Genomic DNA, 22,002 nt, shown 5'->3' with positions numbered 1-22,002 from the left:
TTACTTATACCTGATGGCCGGGTTAATGGCGGCGTACAGCACATCCACCACTAAGTTGATAAGAATAAACTCCAGCGAGAAAAGCAGAACTTCAGCCTGAATAACCGGATAGTCACGCATATCGACCGAGTCGACCAGCAGGCGCCCCAGCCCCGGCCAGTTAAAGACCTTCTCAACCACGATAGAGCCGCCCAGCAGGAAGCCGAACTGTAGCCCCATCATCGTGACCACCGGGATCATCGCATTACGAAAACCATGCTTCAGAATGACCCATTTCTCACTCACCCCTTTTGCCCGCGCGGTGCGAATGTAATCTTCGCTCAGCACGTCGACAAAGGAGGCGCGGGTGAAACGGGCCATCACTGCCGCAACGGCTGCGCCAAGCGTCATAGAGGGCAGAATGTAGTGCTTCCAGGTGTCGGCCCCGACGGTGGGCAACCAGCCCAGCTCGACGGAGAAAATCTGCATCAGCATCATACCCAGCGCAAACGCCGGGAAAGAGATACCGGTGACCGCCAGCGCCATACCGAGCTTATCCGGCCAGCGGTTGCGCCAGACGGCGGCAACGATTCCCGCGCCCAGGCCAAACACAACCGCCCAGCTCATACTGGCAATCGTTAACCAGAAGGTGGGCATAAAGCGGCTGGCAATCTCCTCCGACACCGGACGACGCGACACCATCGAGATGCCGAAATCGCCCTGAAGGACATTGCCAATGTAGCGCAGAAATTGCCGATACAGCGGCTGGTCAAGACCGAGCTGTTTACGCACCAGTTCTATAACCGTGGCATCCGCTTCCGGTCCGGCAATCAAACGCGCCGGATCGCCGGGCAGCATGTGGACAAACAAAAACACCAGCACGGCCACAATCAGCAGCGTCGGGATAAGCCCCAGCAGGCGTTTACACACATAATTCAGCATGAGTTTTATTTTAGATCCGCGTCATCAAAGCTAAAGCCCGTATCCGGCATGATGTAAAAACCGGTCAGCGCTTTATTGTGGGCTGAGACCAGTTTTTCCACCACCAGCGGCACCCACGGCGACTCTTTCCAGATAATGTCCTGCGCCTCATTGTACAGGCGCGCTTTCTCTTCCGGTTTGGTGGTTTTCAGGGCATCGGCCAGATCCTTATCCACCTGCGGATTACTGTAGAACGCGGTATTGAACAGCGTTGGCGGCCAGTTCTGGGAAGCAAACAGCGGCGACAGGGACCAGTCCGCTTCACCGGTTGAAGCCGTCCAGCCGGTGTAGAACATCCGCACGCCGCTCTCTTTCTGTCCTTTGCCTTCCACTTCCGCCGCGCGCTGTCCGGCATCCATCGCCGTGACCCTGGCTTTAATGCCCACCTGCGCCAGCTGCTGCTGGGTAAATTGCAGCACCTTCTGCGCGGTACTGTGGTTATGCGACGACCACAGCGTGGTACTAAAGCCGTTCGGATAGCCCGCCTCTTTCAGCAGTTCCCGCGCTTTCGCCGGATCGTACGGCCACGGCTGATAGCTCTGCGCGTACTCAATGGTTGGCGGCATCACGCCCGTCGCCGGGGTGGCGTAGCCTGCAAAGGCCACCTTCACCAGTGCCTGGCGGTTAATGGCGTAGTTGATGGCTTCGCGCACCTTCGGGTTATCAAACGGTTTTTGCGTGACGTTCATGCTGATGTAGCGCTGCATAATCGACGGGCTGGCCACCAGCTCCAGCTTGCTGTTTTTCGCCAGCAGCGCTGCCTGTTCGTAGGGGATCGGGAAGGCAAACTGCGCTTCGCCGGTTTGCAGCATCGCGGCACGGGTATTGTTGTCCACGACCGGCCGCCAGGTGAGGGTATCCAGCTTCGGCAGCCCCGGCTGCCAGTATCCGGCGAATTTCTTCACCTTCACATAATCGGTCTGGTTCCAGGTAAGCAGTTCGTACGGTCCGGTCCCCACCGGGTGGAAGCCAATCTCTTTGCCGTATTTCTTCAACGCCGCAGGGGAAATCATCACCGTCGCGGGATGCGCCAGGATATTGATAAACGCCGAGAACGGCTCTTTGAGGGTGATCTTCACCGTCGCTGGATCAATCACCTCGGTTTGGGCGATATTTTTATACAGGTTGTAGCGCTTAAGACCGTTTTCCGGATTGCTGGCTCGGTCCAGGTTGACCTTAACCGCCTCGGCGTTGAAGTCGGTGCCGTCCTGGAACTTCACGCCGGTACGGAGCTTAACGGTATAGACCAGCCCGTCGTCCGACACGGTATAGCCTTCCGCCAGCACGTTTTTCAGCTTCATCTCGCGGTCCAGGCCGAACAGCCCCTGGTAGAAGGATTTTGCCACCGCCTGAGAAAGGGTGTCGTTAGCATCATACGGATCCAGCGTCGTGAAGTTAGACCCCACAGCCACCACCACGTCTTTCGCCGCGATCGCGGGGGCGGCGGCCAGCGCAGCCGTCACGCTCGCGGCAAGCAGCCATTGACGAGCAACAAAAGGAACCATTGTGTTCTCCTGCCTGTTGTAAGTTATAACCGCGAGAATGCATTGCCCTGACGCGGGGGTGCGACAAAATGACCGGGACCGACTTCACGCAGCGCCACGCGCTCCAGAGTTTCGCCCCGTTTACGAATATTGCTCGGCATTTCGTCCTGCAACAGCACGCGCTGGGCGTGACGATGCTCAGGATCGGCAACCGGTACGGCGGCCATCAGCTTGCGGGTGTACGGATGCTGCGGGTTTTCAAATACCGCCCGACGGGGGCCAATTTCAACAATTTGCCCCATGTACATCACCGCCACGCGATGGCTGATCCGCTCAACCACCGCCATATCGTGAGAGATAAACAGAAACGCAATGCCCAAATCCCGCTGTAAATCGAGCAGGAGATTGATGATTTGCGCGCGGATGGAGACATCCAGCGCTGACACGGACTCATCCGCAATCACCACTTTCGGATTCAGGGCCAATGCCCGGGCTATGCAGATACGCTGTCGCTGACCGCCAGAAAATTCGTGCGGATAACGCCAGGCATGCTCCGGTTTCAGGCCCACGCGCTCCAGCAGCCACGCGACGCGGCGCTGCGCGGCTTCACCGTCGAGCAGTTTGTGCACCCGCAGCGGCTCCATAATCGAGTACCCCACCGTATGGCGCGGATCGAGCGACGCATAAGGATCCTGAAAAATAAACTGAATATCCCGGCGTACCGCCTGCAATTTACCATTGGGGAGTGTATCGATGCGCTCACCGTTGAAGGTGATGCTCCCCTCCTGCGACTCAACCAGCCTGAGCAGCGCCCGCCCGGTGGTGGATTTACCGCAGCCGGACTCCCCCACCAGCGCCAGCGTTTCGCCCGGCCAGAGATCAAAACTGACGTATTCAACCGCATGCACTTCGCGCTTCACGCGGTTAAGGATCCCGCTGCGCAGCGGGAAACGGGTCACCAGGTCACGCACTTCAAGGATCGGCCTGCCGGAAACCACCGTGTTCTGCTCGGTTTCGTCTTCCTGCTGGCCCTGTTCGGTCTGAGAGAACAGCGGAAAACGGCGCGGAAAATCACTGCCATTCATGGCGCCCAGACGCGGGACCGCCGCCAGCAGCGCTTTAGTATAAGGATGCACCGGCGCATGAAAGACCTGCTCCACCGTGCCGGTTTCCACGGCATTGCCCTGATGCATAACCAGCACCCGATCGGCAATATCCGCCACCACCCCCATATCGTGGGTGATGAATATCACCCCCATCTCCATCTCCTGCTGCAACACCTTAATCAGTTGCAGGATCTGGGCCTGAATGGTGACATCCAGCGCCGTGGTGGGTTCGTCCGCAATGAGCACCGCCGGACGGCACGACAGCGCCATCGCAATCATCACCCGCTGGCGCATGCCACCGGAAAGCTGATGCGGATAGCGGGACAAAATCGCGTGCGCCTCAGGGATACGTACCAGCTCCAGCATCCGTTTAGCTTCGTTGAGCGCCTCATCACCGCTCAATCCCTGATGCAGGCGGATAGATTCGGCAATCTGCTCGCCCACCGGGAAGACCGGGTTCAGGGAGGTCATCGGCTCCTGAAAAATCATCGCAATATCCGCCCCGCGCACCCCCTGCATCCGGGACGCGCTCAGCTCGTTGAGATCGATAACCTGACGGTTGCGACGGCGCAACAGCATCCGCTCGCTGGTGACCTGCCCGCCCGTCTGCTCAAGCAGACGCATCAGCGCCAGCGCGGTAACCGATTTACCGGATCCGGACTCGCCGACAATCGCCAGCGTCTCGCCGCGCCTGAGCGAAAACGATAAATTCTGTACTGCAGGGATGAACTGCCGCTCTTCCTGAAAGGCAATATTCAGTTGGTGGACAGCCAGCACTTCGCAGTTGTCCAGCTCTTCACTGTGCGGCACGCAATGCCCCCTTATTCACGATAAATGCCTGTGCTGGGCGCATCGCCGGCATACCCCCACGCCCGGTACATCCCTTCACTGTTGAACGGCAGCGCCACGTTGCCCTCCCGATCCACCGCGATTAAGCCACCTTCTCCGCCCAGGGCTGGCAGTTTCTCCATTACCACCCGCTCGCAGGCCTCACTCAGGCTTAATCCGCCGTAATCCATTAGCGCGGTAATGTCGTAGGCCGCCAGCGCGCGGATAAACACTTCGCCGGTGCCGGTGCATGACACCGCCGCCGTGGCGTTATTAGCGTAACACCCGGCCCCCGGCAGCGGACTGTCGCCGACGCGTCCGGGAAGCTTGTTGGTCATACCGCCTGTCGACGTCGCGGCGGCGAGGTTACCGGCTTTATCCAGCGCCACCGCGCCTACCGTGCCCATTTTGCTGCGTTCATCGAGCGGCGCGGCATGGTCCAGCTGCGTCATCCCCGCTGTACGGGCCTCCAGCAACTGCCGGTAACGCTCCTCGGTGGAAAAAAGATCGGGCGAGACCGTATCCATCCCGTGCTCGACGGCAAATTTCTCCGCCCCCGCCCCGGTCAGCAGCACATGCGGGCTTTGATCCATCACCAGACGCGCGGCCAGCACGGGATTGCGCAGTCGGCTGACGCCCGCCACCGCCCCCGCTTTCAGGGTGATACCGTCCATCACGCAGGCATCCAGTTCATGCGTTTCATCGCGCGTAAAGACCGAGCCAATACCGGCATTAAACAGCGGACACTCCTCCAGCAGGCGCACCGCTTCGGTCACCACGTCCAGCGCGCTTTCGCCCGCTTCCAGCATGCGCTGGCCTGTTTCCACAATGGCGTTCAGCGCATCAATATAACGCTTCTCCTGCTCGGGACTGAGCTGTGCACGGGTGATTGCCCCGGCACCGCCATGAATTGCGATAACCGCTTTACTCATTTCGCATCACCCATCAGCCTGGCTGGCTGCTTTTTCTATAAATATCATTATCGTCGACGAATCTTCAGATGATTTTTGAATATAGAAAGACGCAACTGTGATGTAAAGCGTACACCCATCGGGTCATACAGTTAGCCACACTTTTCTGCCATAATGAGCGCTTTCGTTGTTACTCCGCAGGAGCCCACCATGGATTTTACCGCCGGACTGATGCCGCTTGAGACGGCACTCTCGCAGATGCTTGATCGTATTACTCCCCTGCACGACGTTGAGACGCTGTCGCTTGTGCGCTGTTTTGGCCGTATTGCCGCGCGCGATATCGTCTCGCCGCTGAACGTGCCGGGGTTCGATAACGCGGCGATGGACGGCTATGCCGTACGTCTGGCGGATTTGCAAACGGGTCAGCCGCTGCCGGTGGCAGGTAAAGCCTTTGCCGGGCAGCCGTTCAACGGTGAGTGGCCAGCGGGCACCTGCGTGCGCATTATGACCGGCGCGCCGGTGCCAAAGGGCTGTGAAGCCGTGGTGATGCAGGAAGAGACCGAACTAACGGACGACGGCGTGCGTTTTACCGCCAGCGTCAAAGCGGGACAGAATATCCGCCACATCGGGGAAGACATTACCCTCGGCGCAACGGTCTTTGCCGCCGGGCAAAAACTGACGGTCGCCGAACTGCCGGTGCTGGCATCGCTTGGCATCGCGGAGATTGACGTTGTCCGCAAGGTACGCGTGGCGGTGTTCTCAACGGGAGACGAGCTACAGCTTCCGGGTCAGCCGCTGAACGAGGGGCAGATTTACGACACCAACCGTCTGGCGGTGCACCTGATGCTTGAGCAACTGGGCTGCGAGGTGATTAACCTCGGCATCATTCCTGACGATCCGGAGAAACTGCGCACGGCGTTTATCGACGCGGACGCCTCTGCCGACGTGGTGATCAGCTCTGGCGGCGTATCGGTTGGCGAAGCGGATTACACCAAAACCCTGCTTGAAGAGCTGGGTGAAATCGCCTTCTGGAAGCTGGCGATTAAACCGGGCAAACCGTTCGCGTTTGGCAAACTTCCGCACAGCTGGTTCTGTGGCCTGCCGGGTAACCCGGTCTCTGCCGCGCTGACCTTCTACCAGCTGGTGATCCCGCTGCTGGCGAAGCTTTCAGGCAACAATGCCGACCCGCTGCCGGAACGTGTGCGCGTGCGGGCGGCAACGCGCCTCAAAAAATCTCCGGGCCGTCTCGATTTCCAGCGCGGCATTCTGGCGCGCAACGCCGATGGCGAGCTGGAGGTGAGCACCACCGGGCATCAGGGTTCGCACATCTTTAGCTCCTTCAGCCAGGGTAACTGCTTTATCGTGCTGGAGCGCGATCGCGGCCACGTTGAGGCGGGCGAATGGGTTGAAGTGGAACGCTTTAACCACCTTTTCGGAGGCTGACATGACGGTGGAACTGAGCGACCCGGAGATGATGCGCTACAACCGCCAGATCGTGCTGCGCGGGTTTGATTTCGAGGGTCAGGAAGCGCTCAAGGCGGCCAGCGTGCTGGTTGTCGGCCTTGGCGGGCTGGGCTGCGCGGCGGCGCAATATCTGGCTGCGGCGGGCGTCGGCCGCATGACGCTACTGGATTTCGATACCGTGTCGGTGTCGAACCTGCAACGCCAGACGCTACACAGCGACGCGACGGTTGGTCAGCCGAAAGTGGAATCTGCGCGCACGGCGCTGGCGCGAATTAACCCCAACGTTCAGTTCACCCTGATTGACGCGATGCTGGATGACGACGCGCTGTTTGCGCAGATTGCTCGGCATGACCTGGTGCTGGACTGCACCGATAACGTCGCCATTCGCAACCAGCTCAATGCGGGCTGCTTTGCCCATAAAACGCCGCTAATTTCCGGCGCGGCCATCCGCATGGAGGGTCAAATCAGCGTTTTCACCTACGCTGAGGGAGAGCCCTGCTACCGCTGCCTGAGCCGTCTGTTTGGCGAGAATGCGCTGACCTGCGTCGAGGCGGGCGTGATGGCGCCGCTGGTTGGGGTTATCGGTTCCTTGCAGGCCATGGAGGCGATCAAGGTGCTGGCGAATTACGGCACGCCCGCAGCGGGCAAAATCGTGATGTATGACGCGATGACCTGTCAGTTCCGCGAGATGAAGCTGATGCGTAATCCGGGGTGTGAGGTGTGCGGAGGTTAAACCCTGCTGCGGCCTGATGCCCTCACCCCGGCCCTCTCCCACAGGGAGAGGGAGAAAATCGTAGGCCGGGTAAGCGTCAGCGCCACCCGGCAACAGCATCAAATAGACGTCCGCCCAAACGCCCCCTGCCAGTCCTGCTCAAACTTCACAATTGCCGCATCTACTGCCGGAGAGGTAATAAACTGCTGCGCCACGTCCAGCGGCAGCGTGATGGACTCGCACCCTGCCAGCAGGCAGTCCAGCGCCTGGCGCGGGGTTTTAAAGCTCGCGGCGAGCACCTTTGACTGCGGTGCGTGCAGCGTCAGCAATTGTTGCAGTTCAATCACCGTCTGGATCCCGTCCCCGCCCTGCGCGTCCACGCGGTTCACGTAAGGGGCCACATACTCAGCACCCGCCAGCGCGGAGAGCATCCCCTGCGCTGCGCCGTATACCGCGGTACCCAGGGTCGGGATCCCTTCTGCTTTCAGCATTTTGATCGCCGCCAGCCCTTCAGCGGTCACGGGCACTTTCACCACCAGGTCATCGATTATCGCGCGCAGCTTACGTGCGTCTTCCACCATCCCCTCGGCGGTCTTCGCCATCACCTGAGCGAACAGCCGGCCCTTGCCGCCCAGCGCGTCGTGCAGCGCGGGCAGCAACTCTTCCAGGGGGGTTTTACCCGCCGCCACAATGCTTGGGTTAGTGGTCACGCCCGCCAGCGGGAAGATACGCGCCAGCTTTTTGACTGCCGCAACGTCAGATGTGTCGAGATAAAGTTCCATGATGTCACCCTCAAAATTAGCCTGCATTTACCCTATCACGAGAAAACCTGCTCATGAATTGACCCATATCAAGATAACTTTCATTCGAAAGTAATTTAATCTTCATATGTAATCAGAGGGCAAAAAAATGATCTTCAACATACAGCGTTACTCCACCCACGACGGCCCCGGTATTCGAACCGTGGTGTTCCTGAAAGGCTGCTCGCTGGGCTGTCGCTGGTGCCAGAACCCGGAAAGCCGCTCCCGCACGCGGGACGTCCTGTTTGACGCCCGTCTGTGTCTGGACGGCTGTGACCTGTGTCAGCAGGCCGCGCCAGGGTGTGTTGAACGCGCGCTGAACGAGTTGATCATCCATCGTGAAAAATTAAGCGAAGAGACGCTCACTGCCCTCACCGACTGCTGCCCGACGCAGGCGCTTACCGTCTGCGGTGAAGAGAAGCAGGTGGAGGAGATTATGGCCACCGTGCTGCGCGACAAGCCCTTCTACGACCGCAGCGGCGGCGGGATCACCCTTTCCGGCGGCGAGCCGTTTATGAATCCTGACCTGGCGCACGCCCTGTTTAAAGCCAGCCATGAACAAGGCATTCATACTGCGGTTGAAACCTGCCTTCACGTGCCCTGGCATTATATCGAGCCTTCACTGCCGTATGTCGATCTGTTCCTGGCGGATCTGAAACATGTCGACGGCGAGGTGTTCAAGCAGTGGACCGATGGTTCTGCTAAGCGGATCCTGGACAACCTGAAGCGCCTGGCTACCGTCGGGAAGAAGATCACCATCCGCGTGCCGCTGATCCAGGGCTTTAACGCCGATGAAGCGTCGGTTACCGCCATTACCAACTTCGCCGCCGATGAACTCGGCGTCGATGATATTCATTATCTGCCGTATCACACGCTGGGCATGAACAAATACACCCTGCTCGGCCAACCCTACTCTGCCCCTGACAAACCGCTGGATAACCCTGCCCTGCTGGACTTCGCGCAGCAGTATGCCTGCCAGAAAGGGTTAACCGCGACCTTACGAGGATAAACTTATGACCACCCTGAATCTCAACACCCTCAGCGAGCGCATCAAGGCGCACAAAACGGCTCTGGTGCATATCGTTAAGCCGCCGGTCTGTACTGAACGCGCGCAGCACTATACCGAAATGTATCAGCAGCATCTGGACAAGCCGATCCCGGTACGTCGCGCGCTGGCCCTTGCCCACCACCTGGCAAAACGTACCATCTGGATCAAGCACGACGAGCTGATTATCGGTAACCAGGCCAGCGAAGTGCGTGCCGCGCCGATCTTCCCGGAATATACCGTCTCCTGGATTGAGAAAGAGATTGACGATCTGGCGGACCGTCCAGGTGCAGGCTTTGCGGTGAGCGAAGAGAATAAACGCGTTCTGCATGAAATCTGCCCGTGGTGGCGCGGCCAGACGGTACAGGATCGCTGCTACGGTATGTTTACCGACGAGCAGAAGGGCCTGCTGGAAACCGGCATCATCAAAGCGGAAGGTAACATGACCTCCGGTGACGCACACCTGGCGGTGAATTTCCCGCTGGTGCTGGAGAAAGGGCTCGACGGCCTGCGCGCGAAAGTAGCCGAGCGCCGCTCGCGCATCAACCTGACGGTACTGGACGATCTGCACGGCGATCAGTTCCTGAAAGCCATTGATATCGTGCTGGAAGCCGTAAGCCTGCACATCAGGCGCTTCGCCGATCTGGCTCGTGAGATGGCCGCCAGCGAAACCCGCGACAGCCGCCGCGACGAGCTGCTGGCGATGGCGGAAAACTGCGACATCATCGCCCACCAGCCGCCAAAAACCTTCTGGCAGGCGCTACAGCTGTGCTACTTCATTCAGTTGATCCTGCAAATTGAGTCCAACGGTCACTCCGTCTCCTTTGCCCGTATGGACCAGTACCTTTACCCGTACTATCGCCGCGACGTGGAGCTGGACCTGAGCCTGGATCGCGAGCACGCCATCGAGCTGCTGCACAGCTGCTGGCTGAAGCTGCTGGAGGTGAACAAAATCCGCTCCGGCTCGCACTCCAAAGCCTCTGCGGGCAGCCCGCTGTATCAGAACGTCACCATCGGCGGCCAGAAGCTGGTCAACGGCGAGCCAATGGACGCGGTCAACCCGCTCTCCTACGCAATTCTGGAATCCTGCGGCCGTCTGCGCTCCACCCAGCCAAACCTGAGCGTGCGCTACCACGCTGGCATGAGCAACGACTTCCTCGACGCCTGCGTGCAGGTGATCCGCTGCGGCTTCGGGATGCCGGCGTTTAACAACGATGAAATCGTCATCCCGGAATTTATTAAGCTCGGGGTGGAACGAGAGGACGCGTATGACTATGCGGCGATTGGCTGCATCGAAACCGCCGTCGGCGGAAAGTGGGGCTATCGCTGCACCGGCATGAGCTTTATCAACTTCGCTCGCGTGATGCTGGCAGCGCTGGAAGGCGGTCGCGATGCCACCAGCGGCCAGGTATTCCTGCCGCAGGAAAAAGCGCTTTCGGCCGGTAATTTCGGCAATTTCGACGAAGTGATGGCGGCGTGGGATAACCAGATCCGCTACTACACCCGCAAATCCATTGAGATCGAGTACGTGGTGGACACCATGCTGGAAGAGAACGTCCACGATATTCTCTGCTCGGCGCTGGTGGACGACTGCATCGAACGCGCGAAAAGCATTAAGCAGGGCGGCGCGAAGTATGACTGGGTTTCCGGCCTTCAGGTGGGGATCGCCAACCTCGGTAACAGCCTGGCCGCGGTGAAGAAGCTGGTGTTTGACCAGGGCGTTATCGGTCAGCAACAGCTGGCGGCGGCGCTGGCGGATGACTTCGAGGGGCTGACCCACGAGCAGCTGCGCCAGCGCCTGATCAACGGCGCGCCGAAGTACGGCAACGACGACGACAGCGTGGACCTGCTGCTGACCCGTGCCTACGAAACCTACATTGAAGAGCTGAAGCAGTATCACAACCCACGCTACGGCCGTGGCCCGATTGGGGGTAACTACTACGCGGGCACGTCGTCTATCTCCGCAAACGTGCCGTTTGGCGCAGCAACCATGGCGACGCCGGACGGACGTAAAGCGCACACCCCGCTGGCGGAAGGGGCAAGCCCGGCCTCCGGTACCGACCACCTCGGCCCGACGGCGGTGATTGGCTCCGTGGGTAAACTGCCGACGGAAGCGATCCTCGGCGGCGTGCTGCTTAACCAGAAGCTGAACCCGTCGACGCTGGAAAACGACAGCGATCGCCAGAAGCTGATGGTGCTGCTGCGCACCTTCTTCGAGGTGCATAAAGGCTGGCATATTCAGTACAACATTGTCTCGCGCGAAACGCTGCTGGAAGCGAAGAAACACCCTGATCAGTATCGTGACCTGGTGGTGCGCGTCGCGGGTTACTCGGCGTTCTTCACCGCCCTGTCACCGGATGCGCAGGACGATATTATTGCCCGTACCGAGCATACACTGTAAAAAAACGCCCGGTGGCGCTTCGCTTACCGGGCCTACATTGTCTCCCCTTAGGCCGTGTAAGGCGAAGCCGCCACCCGGCTTTCTGACTTTCATTCGAAATTAAATTTGTGCTCCCCGTCACCTTGTTATTAGAATGTTTCAAAACGCAGTGACCCAGGAGCACAGTATGACCGTAAAAGTTATCGTCACCGATATGGACGGAACTTTCCTTGATGATGCCAAGCAGTACGATCGTGACCGCTTCCAGGCACAGTTTGAGCAGCTTAAAGCCCGTAACATCGAATTTGTTGTCGCCAGCGGCAACCAGTATTACCAGCTCATCTCCTTTTTCCCGGAGCTGAAAGATCAGATCTCCTTCGTCGCGGAAAACGGCGCGCTGGTGTTCGACCACGGCGAACAGATTTTCCACGGTGAGCTAACGCGTCATGAGTCGCAGATCGTCATTGGTGAACTACTGAAAGACAAAGGGCTGAACTTTGTGGCCTGCGGGCTGGAGAGCGCGTACGTCAGCGATAAGGCTCCAGAAGCGTTCGTGAAGCTGATGTCGAAACACTACCATCGCTTAAAACCCATCAGCGATTACCGCGACATTGACGACGTGCTGTTTAAATTCTCCCTGAACCTGCCGGACAGCGATATCCCGAATTTGGTAGATAAACTGCATGTCTCCCTGGACGGCATCATGAAGCCGGTTACCAGCGGCTTCGGTTTTGTCGATTTGATTATCCCGGGCCTGCACAAAGCCAACGGCATCAGTCGTCTGCTGAAACGCTGGAAAGTCTCCCCGCAGGCGTGCGTCGGCATTGGCGACAGCGGCAACGATGCGGAAATGCTGAAGCTGGTGAAATATTCATTTGCGATGGGCAATGCGGCAGAAAGCATTAAAGCGGTCAGCCGTTACACTACCGACGATAACAACCATCAGGGCGCGCTGAATGTGATTCAGGCCGTGCTCGACGCCCACTCCCCGTTCGACGTCTGATCCCCTACCTGCCGGAGCCTCACTCCGGCCCCTTCACTCTTTTTCCATCCTGTGGCGCCCGTCAAGGTTTTAAACTTGCATTAACTTATTTTTAACTTAAAGTATCACTTGTAGACACTTTTACTTTCGAATGAAAGATGCGAGGCAGTTATGACCTTTACCAGCGAAACGTTGCCAGCGGACCACAAAGCGGCAATTCGTCAGATGAAACGCGCGCTACGGGCCCAGATCGGTGACGTGCAGGCAGTGTTCGACCGGCTTAGCGACAAAATCGCCGCCCGCGTGGCGGAAATTAACGCCCTTAAAAATAAAGGTGAATCCGTATGGCCGGTAATCCCCTTTACGGATGTGAAAAACGGTACGATCACCGCCGAACAGCGCGAAGCGGTTAAACGTCGCGGCTGCGCGGTGATCAAAGGCCACTTCCCGCGCGAGCAGGCGCTGGCATGGGATCAATCGATGCTCGACTACCTCGATCTGAATAAGTTTGACGAGGTTTACAAAGGACCCGGCGATAACTTCTTCGGCACCTTAACGGCCTCTCGCCCGGAGATTTATCCGATCTACTGGTCTCAGGCGCAAATGCAGGCGCGCCAGAGTGAAGAGATGGCACAGGTACAGTCGTTCCTGAATCGTTTATGGACATTTGAGAGCAACGGTAAGCAGTGGTTCGACCCGGACGTGAGCGTAATTTATCCGGACCGCATTCGCCGCCGCCCACCAGGAACAACCTCGAAAGGACTTGGCGCACACACCGATTCCGGCGCGCTGGAGCGCTGGCTGCTGCCCGCTTATCAGCAGGTCTTTGCCCGCGTGTTTGACGGCAACGTTGAGAAATACGATCCGTGGAATGCTGCGCACCGTACCGAGGTGGAAGAGTACACGGTGGATAACACCACCAAATGCTCCGTGTTCCGCACCTTCCAGGGCTGGACGGCACTGTCGGACATGATCCCCGGCCAGGGGCTGCTGCACGTGGTGCCGATCCCGGAAGCGATGGCTTACATTCTGCTGCGTCCGCTGCTGGACGACGTGCCGGAAGACGAACTGTGCGGCGTGGCGCCGGGGCGCGTGCTGCCGATTTCTGAGAAGTGGCATCCGCTGCTCATCGAAGCGTTGACCAGCATTCCCGCGCTGGAAGCCGGTGATTCTGTCTGGTGGCACTGCGATGTGATCCACTCGGTCGCGCCGGTGGAAAACCAACAGGGCTGGGGCAACGTGATGTATATTCCTGCCGCGCCGATGTGCGAGAAAAACCTCGCCTACGCGAAAAAGGTCAAGGAAGCGCTGGAAACCGGCGCGTCACCGGGAGATTTCCCGCGCGAGGATTATGAGAAAAGCTGGCAGGACCGTTTCACCGTGAACGATCTGAACATCCACGGCAAGCGCGCGCTGGGCATGGCTTAACTGTCGTAAAGCCCTTCCCGCTCAACGGCGGTGCGTCGTTTTCCCTGACGTATCCGCCGTACCGATTCCCGCACGGCCAGCGTGCCGTTTAGCAGCAATGTTCCGACCGGCGCGTCCGGGCGCATCAGCCGCTGCTGGAGCATATATACCGCTTCTATTCCCAGCTCATCGCGCGGGACATGCACCGCCGTCAGAGGCACATCCTGAATCGCCGCGAGATTAAAGCCGTCGATGCTCATCACCGAGACATCCTGCGGCACGCGCAGACCGCGTTTTTGCAGGGCGCTGATGGTCCCCGCCGCCATAAAGTCGCCGCCCACCAGGAACGCCGTCGGCAGATCTTTCCCTTTTTGCTGGTGAAGCCACTCACTCACCAGTTGCTCCGTCTCTTTGGCGCTGAAGCTTGGCACCATCAGCAGATCGCGCCGGTCGTTGAACCTGAGGTTATGGTCGTGCCACGCGTCGCGGATCCCCAACAGGCGCAGCTCCATGGTATAGCGACGCAAACACAGCACATTCATCACCTCCCGGTGCCCCATCTCGAACAGGTACTCCGCCGCCCGCTCGCCAATGGCGCGGTGATCCGGCGCGACGGCGGGCAGGCGCATGTGGCGGTCCCGGCAGTTAATCAGCATGCAGGGTTTGCCCACGTCTACCGCCAGATCGTGGATATGCGGATCGTCGATACCGAGGAGGATCGCCGCCTGGGTGTCCACTTCGTTCATGCGGGCCAGAAACAGCTGGGCGTCGCTGTCGTTCTCCTCCAGCGCACAGTAACGCAGGCGAACCTCGTGCGAGGCCAGCCCTTTGCTCACGCTCTGGATGACGCGGTAGTAAAAGATGTCAGACCGCTCGTCAAACGCCCGCTGCGGGGCAAACACCATCAGGCTGTTAAGCAACAGACGCCCCGCCGCCATGCCCTCTATTACCCCCAGCTCCCGCGCGCATGCCAGCACCGTTGCCCGTGCTTTTTCGCTGGTGTTTGCCTTCCCCGCCAGCACGCGGGAAACGGTGCTGATGGAGAGCCGGGTACGGGCGGCGATTTCGGTGATTTTAAGCCTTTTATCCATTTTGTGATCTGGCTCCGGATGTGAAATGAAAAAATTTTCACAACATCTTTATCAGGTAATAACTTGCGAGAAGGCCATAATGCCGAAAATTAAACCTCGGTTATGAGAAAGTTTGCACAAAATCCACTATTTCCTGCTCAATTTCTCTCTTAAGGTGAACCTGTCACACAACTTCCATACTAGTTGTATAGCAGCTTAGCACTCTAAAACAGATAACTTTCAAACGCCTGACGCTGTGTGACACCTGAACCTTTGTCCCTTACCGTCCGTCTTGTGGAGAAGAAAATGAGTCAGGACATCAACAACACCGTTGCGACAAGCAAAACCCGTCGCGTCATTAAGAATCTGCGCTGGTACGTACTGGTGCTGTTTCTTCTTGGCGTGACCGTAAACTACATCACCCGTAACTCGTTAGGTATTCTCGCCCCCGAGCTGAAAGAGAGCCTTGGTATCACCACCGAGCAATACTCGTGGATCGTCGGCGCGTTCCAGATCGCCTATACCATTTTCCAGCCCCTTTGCGGCTGGCTGATTGACGTTATCGGCCTCAAGATTGGCTTTATGGTCTGCGCCGGGATTTGGGCGCTGATGTGTATCTTCCACGCAGGTGCCGGGAGCTGGCTGCATCTCGCGATCCTGCGCTTCTTTATGGGCGCGTCCGAAGCCGCCGCCACGCCAGCGAACGCCAAAACCATCGGTGAATGGTTCCCGAAATCAGAGCGTCCTGTTGCCGCCGGTTGGGCGGGCGTGGGCTTCTCCATCGGTGCGATGCTGGCTCCGCCAATCATTTACTTCGCTCATGCGTCGTTCGGCTGGCAGGGTGCGTTTATGTTTACCGGCGTACTGGCGCTGCTGTGGGTGATCCTGTGGTGGATCTTCTATCACAACCCGGAGCAGCACCCGAACCTGAGCCGCGACGAGCTGGCGTTTATCAAACAGGATAACGAACCCGCACCGGTCAGGCTGCCCTTTCTGACCGCGCTGAAAACCGTCTCGAAGAACAAACGGTTCTACGGTATCGCCATTCCGGCCTTTATGGCGGAACCCGCCTGGGCGGTGCTGAGCTTCTGGGTGCCGCTTTACCTCGCCAAAGAGCACGGCATGGATTTGAAACAGATCGCGATGTTCGCCTGGCTGCCGTTCCTCGCCGCCGACCTCGGCAGCGTGGCGAGCGGCTACCTCACCCGGCTTTACACCCGCTGGTTCGGCTGCACCCGCGTCAACTCAGTGGTGGCAAGTTCAGTGACCGGCGCGTTTCTGATGATTTCTCTGGCCGTTGTGGCCGTGACCCGCGACCCGTATATCACCATCGTGCTGATCTCCATCGGCGGTTTCGGCCACCAGATTATCTCCTGCATGCTGAGCGCGCTGGTCGTAGAGTCGTTCGACAAGGGCCAGATGGCGACGGTTAACGGCATGCGTGGCTCGGCGGCGTGGATCGCCAGCTTCCTGTTCTCTCTTTTGATTGGGGTGACCGCCGACAAAATCGGCTTCAACCCGCTCTTTATCGCCATGGGCTTCTTTGACCTGATTGGCGCTTTCTTCCTGGTGGCATTTATTGCTGAACGTCGCGCCAAGCGCGCCTGATAGTGGATGTATTGCATATGAAAACCCTGAAAAACTGGACCATCGATACGCAGTCAGCGAATCATCTGGAACTGCTGGTGGATAACCAGCACCGTCTGTGCCTGTATGTGCTGGAAGAGAATCTGTTCCGCGTGCTGATCAAGCGTAAAGGCCAGCTGGCGCTGGACCGCACCTGGAGCATCGCGCCGGAACAAGACGTACCGTGGGAAGGCCGCCGTCGCGACGATCTGAGCGGATTTACCTGCCCGGCCTGGACGCTGACGCAGCAGGGCGACACGTTAACCGTAGCGACCGAACAGCTGCGCGTCACCGTCCACCAGCCCCTGTGGCTGGAGTGGCACTACCGCAATGAGGCGGGCGAGTGGCAGCCGCTGGTTAACGACCGTCCCACCAGCGCCTACCTGCTCAATGCCCACGGTGACGGCGTGGCGCACTATCTCAGCCGTCGCAAGGATGAACGTTTTTACGGTCTGGGTGAGAAAGCGGGGGATTTACAGCGTAACGGCAAACGCTATGAGATGCGTAACCTGGACGCGATGGGCTATAACGCCGCCAGCACCGATCCGCTTTACAAGCATATCCCGTTCACCCTCACCCATCGTGATGACGTGAGCTACGGCCTGTTCTACGATAACCTGAGCAGCTGCTGGCTGGATCTGGGTAACGAGATCGACAACTATCACACCGCCTACCGCCGCTGGCAGGCGGAAGCGGGCGATATTGACTACTACCTCTTCACCGGCAAGCGCGTGCTGGACGTGACGAAAGCCTTCGTGCGCCTGACGGGGAAAACGCTGTTCGGACCGAAGTGGAGCCTGGGCTACAGCGGCTCAACCATGCACTACACCGACGCGCCGGACGCGCAGGACCAGCTGATGAACTTCATCCGCCTGTGCGATGAGCATGCCATTCCGTGCGACTCGTTCCAGCTCTCCTCCGGCTATACCTCGATTAACGGCAAGCGCTACGTCTTTAACTGGAACTACGACAAAGTGCCGCAGCCGAAGGTGATGAGCCAGGCGTTCCACGACGCGGGGCTGCGGCTTGCGGCAAACATCAAGCCGTGTCTGTTGCAGGATCATCCCCGCTACGGCGAAGTGGCGGAACGCGGCCTGTTCATTCGCGATTCAGAAACCGATGCGCCTGAACGTTCCAGCTTCTGGGATGACGAAGGATCGCATCTCGACTTCACCAACCCGCAGACGGTGCAGTGGTGGCAGAACGGCGTGACCACGCAGCTGCTGGAGATGGGCATCGACTCCACCTGGAACGACAACAACGAGTATGAAGTGTGGGACGGGGAGGCGCGCTGCTATGGCTTCGGCCAGGCGATCGCCATCAAGCATATTCGCCCGGTGATGCCGCTGCTGATGATGCGCGCCTCGCTGGAAGCACAGCAGCGCTTTGCGCCGGATAAACGTCCGTATCTGATCTCCCGCTCCGGCTGTGCCGGAATGCAGCGCTACGTTCAGACCTGGAGCGGCGACAACCGTACCAACTGGGACACCCTGCGCTATAACATCCGCATGGGCCTGGGCATGAGCCTGTCCGGACTGTTCAACGTCGGTCACGACGTCGGCGGTTTCTCCGGCGACAAGCCGGATGCCGAGCTGTTCGTGCGCTGGGTACAGAACGGCGTGATGCATCCGCGCTTTACCATCCACTCGTGGAATGACGATCGCACCGTGAACGAACCGTGGATGTACCCGGGCGTGACCCCTGCGATTCGCAGCGCCATTGAACTGCGCTATCGCCTGCTGCCGTACCTCTACACCCTGCTCTGGCAGGCGCACGCCGACGACGAGCCGATGCTGCGCCCGACCTTCCTCGATCATGAGCACGATGCGCAGACCTTTGAAGAGTGCGACGACTTCCTGCTGGGCCGTGACCTGCTGGTGGCCAGCGTCGTCGAAGCCGGGCAGCGCGAGCGCCACGTCTGGCTGCCGGATAACGAAACCGGCTGGTACGATTTTTACACCCACGCGTGGTATGCGGGCGGGCAATCGATCGTCCTTGATGCGCCGCTGGAAAAACTGCCGCTTCTGGTGCGCGCCGGGGCCGGTTTGCCGCTCAGCGAACGCATCCGTCACGTGAGCGCCGATAAAGACGATACCCGTGAGCTAAAACTGTTCCCGGTGAAAGGCGTCGGCACCACCTCCGGGCTGCTGTTTGAGGATGACGGCGAAAGCTGGGGCTACCTGAACGGCAATGCGCTGTGGGTGGAATGGGAGATGGTGTGCGACGGCGCAAGTATCAACCTGAAGGTGAATGCGCGCGGCGACTATCGTCCGGCATGGAAGGCACTGAAGGTGTCGTTACCGACGGGGGAAAAACGTACGCTGCGGGTGAACGGGGTTGAAGGGGGCGAGTGGGTGGTTTAGTGCGGCCTGATGCCCTCACCCTAACCCTCTCCCACAGGGAGAGGGGGTAGAACGTAGGCCGGGTAAGGCGAAGCCGCCACCCGGCTATTTTTTTAACTCTCGATACCTTTACTGCGCAGGTAATCTTCGTAGTTACCGGTAAAGTCCACCACGCGCTCTGGCGTGATTTCGATCACGCGGGTCGCCAGGGAGCTAACGAACTCACGGTCGTGAGAGACGAAGATCAGGGTGCCCTGATACATCTCCAGCGCCATGTTCAGGGATTCGATCGATTCCATATCCAGGTGGTTGGTTGGTTCGTCCATCACCAGGATATTCGGTTTTTCCATCATCAGCTTGCCGAACAGCATACGGCCCTTTTCACCACCGGAGAGCACTTTGGCGGGCTTTTTGATGTCGTCCTGGCTGAACAGCAGACGCCCCAGAATGCTGCGTACCGCCTGCTCGTCGTCGCCTTCCTGCTTCCACTGGCTCATCCAGTCGAAGACGGTCAGATCGTTTTCGAACTCATATTCATGGTCCTGCGCGTAGTAACCAATCTGCGCGTTTTCAGACCATTTCACGGTACCGTTATCCGGTTGCATTTCGCCCACCAGAGTTTTCAGCATAGTGGATTTACCCACGCCGTTGGCACCCAGGATAGCAATCTTCTCGCCCACTTCCAGCAGCAGGTTGAAGTTTTTGAACAGCGGGCCTTCATCGAAGCCTTTGGTGAGGGCTTCCACTTCCAGCGCGTTACGGAACAGCTTCTTGTCCTGCTCGAAGCGAATGAACGGGTTCTGACGGCTGGAGGCTTTTACCTCTTCGAGCTTGATTTTGTCGATCTGACGGGCACGCGACGTTGCCTGGCGCGATTTAGAGGCGTTAGCGCTGAAGCGGCTGACGAAGGATTGCAGGTCCGCAATCTGCGCTTTCTTCTTGGCGTTGTCGGCAAGCAGACGTTCACGCGCCTGGGTTGCCGCCGTCATGTACTCATCGTAGTTACCCGGATAAACGCGCAGCTCGCCGTAATCCAGATCCGCCATGTGCGTACACACCATGTTAAGGAAGTGACGGTCGTGCGAGATGATGATCATGGTGCTGTCGCGATCGTTCAGGGTCTGCTCCAGCCAGCGGATGGTGTCGATGTCCAGGTTGTTGGTCGGTTCGTCGAGCAGCAGGATGTCCGGGTTAGAGAACAGCGCCTGCGCCAGCAGCACACGCAGCTTCCAGCCTGGCGCAACTTCGCTCATCGGACCATAATGCTGTTCAACAGGAATGCCGACGCCCAGCAGCAGTTCGCCCGCACGCGCTTCCGCAGAGTAGCCGTCCATTTCGCCGTATTGCGTTTCCAGGTCGGCCACTTTGTAACCGTCTTCTTCGCTCATCTCAGCGAGACCGTAGATACGATCGCGCTCCTGCTTCACTTCCCACAGCTCCGCATGCCCCATGATCACGGTGTCGAGCACGGTGAACTCTTCGAAGGCGAACTGATCCTGACGCAGCTTACCGATACGCTCGTTCGGGTCGAGCGACACGTTGCCCAGCGTCGGCTCCAGGTCACCGCCGAGGATCTTCATAAAGGTGGATTTTCCGCTACCGTTGGCACCAATCAGGCCGTAACGGTTGCCGCCGCCAAATTTGACGGAAATATTTTCGAACAGCGGCTTACTGCCAAACTGCATAGTGACGTTGCTGGTAACTAACACGGAGAGATTCCTGCGAAAAGTGTGATAAACGCGGCATTATGCCACAATTCCGAATTGAGATCCTGTGTTGCGGTAATCCACTAAACTTTAACAAAATCGAAAAAAATGTGATTTCGTACACATCTGAATTCCCAGTTAACGGGAATGCACATATAATGCGCTCCCATTACAGATTCAGACTTCTCAACTCATCGCCAGAATGGCTTAGATACCTCGCATAACATGAACATGAAATTAACAACGCTTTTTGCGGCGGCGTTAGCCGTAGTAGGTTTTTGTAAGACCGCGTCTGCGGTGACGTATCCCCTGCCGACAGACGGAAGCCGTCTGGTGGGTGAAAACCAGGTGGTGACGGTTCCGGAAGGTAACACTCAGCCGCTGGAATACTTCGCGGCGCAGTATCAGCTCGGCCTGTCTAACATGCTGGAAGCGAACCCGGGCGTTGACCCGTATCTGCCGAAAGCGGGTACCGTACTCAACATTCCACAGCAGCTAATCCTGCCGGATACCGTGCACGAAGGTATCGTGATTAACAGCGCCGAAATGCGTCTGTATTACTACCCGAAAGGCACCAACACCGTGATCGTTCTGCCTATCGGTATCGGTCAGCTGGGTAAAGACACCCCGCTGAACTGGACCACCAAAGTGGAGCGTAAGAAAGCGGGCCCAACCTGGACGCCGACCGCCAAAATGCACGCTGAGTACATTGCTGCCGGTGAACCGCTACCGGCGGTTGTGCCTGCTGGCCCGGATAACCCGATGGGTCTGTACGCGCTGTACATTGGCCGTCTGTATGCCATCCACGGTACTAACGCCAACTTCGGTATCGGCCTGCGCGTAAGCCACGGCTGCGTACGTCTGCGTAATGAAGACATCAAATTCCTGTTCGATAACGTGCCGGTCGGTACGCGCGTGCAGTTCATTAACGAACCGGTGAAAGCGACGTCAGAGCCGGACGGCAGCCGTTACATTGAAGTGCATAACCCGCTGTCCACCAGCGAAGATCAGATCAACAACAACGAAATCGTACCGATTAAGCTGACCAGCGCGGTGCAGTCCGTTACCTCTCAGGCGGATGTTGACACGACCATCGTTGACCAGGCGATTCAGAACCGTTCCGGTATGCCGGTGCGTTTGAACTAATCGCGAGCACGAACAAAGCGGGCCTCGAGGCCC

The 22,002-nt window shown here is 58.4% G+C and carries 16 protein-coding genes; 9 read left to right on the top strand and 7 right to left on the bottom strand.

Features of this window, described 5'->3' with window-relative positions; translation table 11 throughout:
• From gsiC to iaaA, 4 genes are read right to left on the bottom strand one after another with little or no spacing between them, the layout of a single operon-like run.
• Positions 1-921 (bottom strand): glutathione ABC transporter permease GsiC, encoded by a 921-nt coding sequence (gsiC, locus tag ACOT1A_RS10900; RefSeq protein WP_276170194.1) that lies wholly within the window; start codon positions 919-921, stop codon positions 1-3.
• A 5-nt stretch (positions 922-926) separates the two neighbouring features.
• Entirely contained in the window at positions 927-2,465 is a 1,539-nt protein-coding gene (gene gsiB, locus ACOT1A_RS10895; RefSeq protein WP_126314735.1) for a glutathione ABC transporter substrate-binding protein GsiB, read from the bottom strand.
• A 23-nt stretch (positions 2,466-2,488) separates the two neighbouring features.
• The gene (gene gsiA / locus ACOT1A_RS10890) at positions 2,489-4,360 is read right to left on the bottom strand and encodes a glutathione ABC transporter ATP-binding protein GsiA (protein ID WP_276170195.1); all 1,872 of its coding nucleotides are present in this window, start codon (positions 4,358-4,360) and stop codon (positions 2,489-2,491) included.
• Positions 4,361-4,371: 11 nt separating this feature from the next.
• The gene (gene iaaA, locus ACOT1A_RS10885) at positions 4,372-5,310 is read right to left on the bottom strand and encodes a beta-aspartyl-peptidase (protein ID WP_023299667.1); all 939 of its coding nucleotides are present in this window, start codon (positions 5,308-5,310) and stop codon (positions 4,372-4,374) included.
• A 189-nt stretch (positions 5,311-5,499) separates the two neighbouring features.
• Here iaaA and moeA point away from each other — a divergent pair, with 189 nt between their 5' ends.
• Together moeA and moeB are read left to right on the top strand one after the other, a co-directional pair.
• On the top strand, positions 5,500-6,732 hold the full coding sequence (moeA, locus tag ACOT1A_RS10880) for a molybdopterin molybdotransferase MoeA (RefSeq protein WP_193132125.1): 1,233 nt from the start codon (positions 5,500-5,502) through the stop codon (positions 6,730-6,732).
• Position 6,733: 1 nt separating this feature from the next.
• Positions 6,734-7,486, top strand: coding sequence for a molybdopterin-synthase adenylyltransferase MoeB (gene moeB, locus ACOT1A_RS10875; protein WP_271074940.1), 753 nt, complete (start codon positions 6,734-6,736; stop codon positions 7,484-7,486).
• A 98-nt stretch (positions 7,487-7,584) separates the two neighbouring features.
• Here moeB and fsa read toward each other — a convergent pair whose 3' ends face one another.
• A complete protein-coding gene (gene fsa / locus ACOT1A_RS10870; protein WP_022647542.1) occupies positions 7,585-8,247 on the bottom strand; it encodes a fructose-6-phosphate aldolase in 663 nt (220 codons plus the stop codon).
• A gap of 127 nt (positions 8,248-8,374) precedes the next feature.
• On the opposite strand from fsa, the gene ACOT1A_RS10865 reads away from it, so the two are divergent.
• The 4 genes from ACOT1A_RS10865 to ACOT1A_RS10850 all read left to right on the top strand — a co-directional run bounded on the left by ACOT1A_RS10865 (position 8,375) and on the right by ACOT1A_RS10850 (position 14,100).
• Positions 8,375-9,274 (top strand): glycyl-radical enzyme activating protein, encoded by a 900-nt coding sequence (locus ACOT1A_RS10865; protein WP_063216391.1) that lies wholly within the window; start codon positions 8,375-8,377, stop codon positions 9,272-9,274.
• A 4-nt stretch (positions 9,275-9,278) separates the two neighbouring features.
• A complete protein-coding gene (locus ACOT1A_RS10860) occupies positions 9,279-11,711 on the top strand; it encodes a formate C-acetyltransferase/glycerol dehydratase family glycyl radical enzyme (protein ID WP_276170196.1) in 2,433 nt (810 codons plus the stop codon).
• A gap of 166 nt (positions 11,712-11,877) precedes the next feature.
• Positions 11,878-12,693 carry a Cof-type HAD-IIB family hydrolase gene (locus ACOT1A_RS10855; RefSeq protein ID WP_023299662.1) on the top strand — a complete coding sequence of 272 codons (816 nt, stop codon included), beginning with the start codon at positions 11,878-11,880 and terminating at the stop codon, positions 12,691-12,693.
• A gap of 150 nt (positions 12,694-12,843) precedes the next feature.
• A complete protein-coding gene (locus ACOT1A_RS10850; protein ID WP_038415728.1) occupies positions 12,844-14,100 on the top strand; it encodes a DUF1479 domain-containing protein in 1,257 nt (418 codons plus the stop codon).
• On the opposite strand, the gene ACOT1A_RS10845 is transcribed toward ACOT1A_RS10850, so the two are convergent.
• Positions 14,097-15,170, bottom strand: coding sequence for a LacI family DNA-binding transcriptional regulator (locus tag ACOT1A_RS10845; protein ID WP_276170197.1), 1,074 nt, complete (start codon positions 15,168-15,170; stop codon positions 14,097-14,099). The genes ACOT1A_RS10850 and ACOT1A_RS10845 overlap by 4 nt on opposite strands.
• A 285-nt stretch (positions 15,171-15,455) precedes the next feature.
• Here ACOT1A_RS10845 and ACOT1A_RS10840 point away from each other — a divergent pair, with 285 nt between their 5' ends.
• Positions 15,456-16,757 carry an MFS transporter gene (locus ACOT1A_RS10840; RefSeq protein ID WP_023299659.1) on the top strand — a complete coding sequence of 434 codons (1,302 nt, stop codon included), beginning with the start codon at positions 15,456-15,458 and terminating at the stop codon, positions 16,755-16,757.
• A gap of 17 nt (positions 16,758-16,774) precedes the next feature.
• Entirely contained in the window at positions 16,775-19,138 is a 2,364-nt protein-coding gene (locus ACOT1A_RS10835) for a TIM-barrel domain-containing protein (RefSeq protein WP_123906468.1), read from the top strand.
• Positions 19,139-19,230: 92 nt separating this feature from the next.
• Here ACOT1A_RS10835 and ACOT1A_RS10830 read toward each other — a convergent pair whose 3' ends face one another.
• On the bottom strand, positions 19,231-20,826 hold the full coding sequence (locus tag ACOT1A_RS10830; protein ID WP_022647534.1) for an ABC-F family ATPase: 1,596 nt from the start codon (positions 20,824-20,826) through the stop codon (positions 19,231-19,233).
• Between the two features lie 222 nt (positions 20,827-21,048).
• Between ACOT1A_RS10830 and ldtB the strand changes: the two genes are divergently transcribed.
• Complete coding sequence (gene ldtB / locus ACOT1A_RS10825; RefSeq protein ID WP_003858435.1) at positions 21,049-21,969, top strand: L,D-transpeptidase; 921 nt, start codon at positions 21,049-21,051, stop codon at positions 21,967-21,969.
• Positions 21,970-22,002 lie beyond the last annotated feature (33 nt).

The organism is Enterobacter cloacae complex sp. SYL003, assembly GCF_049236925.1.
Lineage (GTDB): Bacteria > Pseudomonadota > Gammaproteobacteria > Enterobacterales > Enterobacteriaceae > Enterobacter > Enterobacter intestinihominis.
The sequence above is the reverse complement of the archived record's forward strand: the minus strand, read 5'-3'. Positions and strand labels throughout refer to the sequence as shown.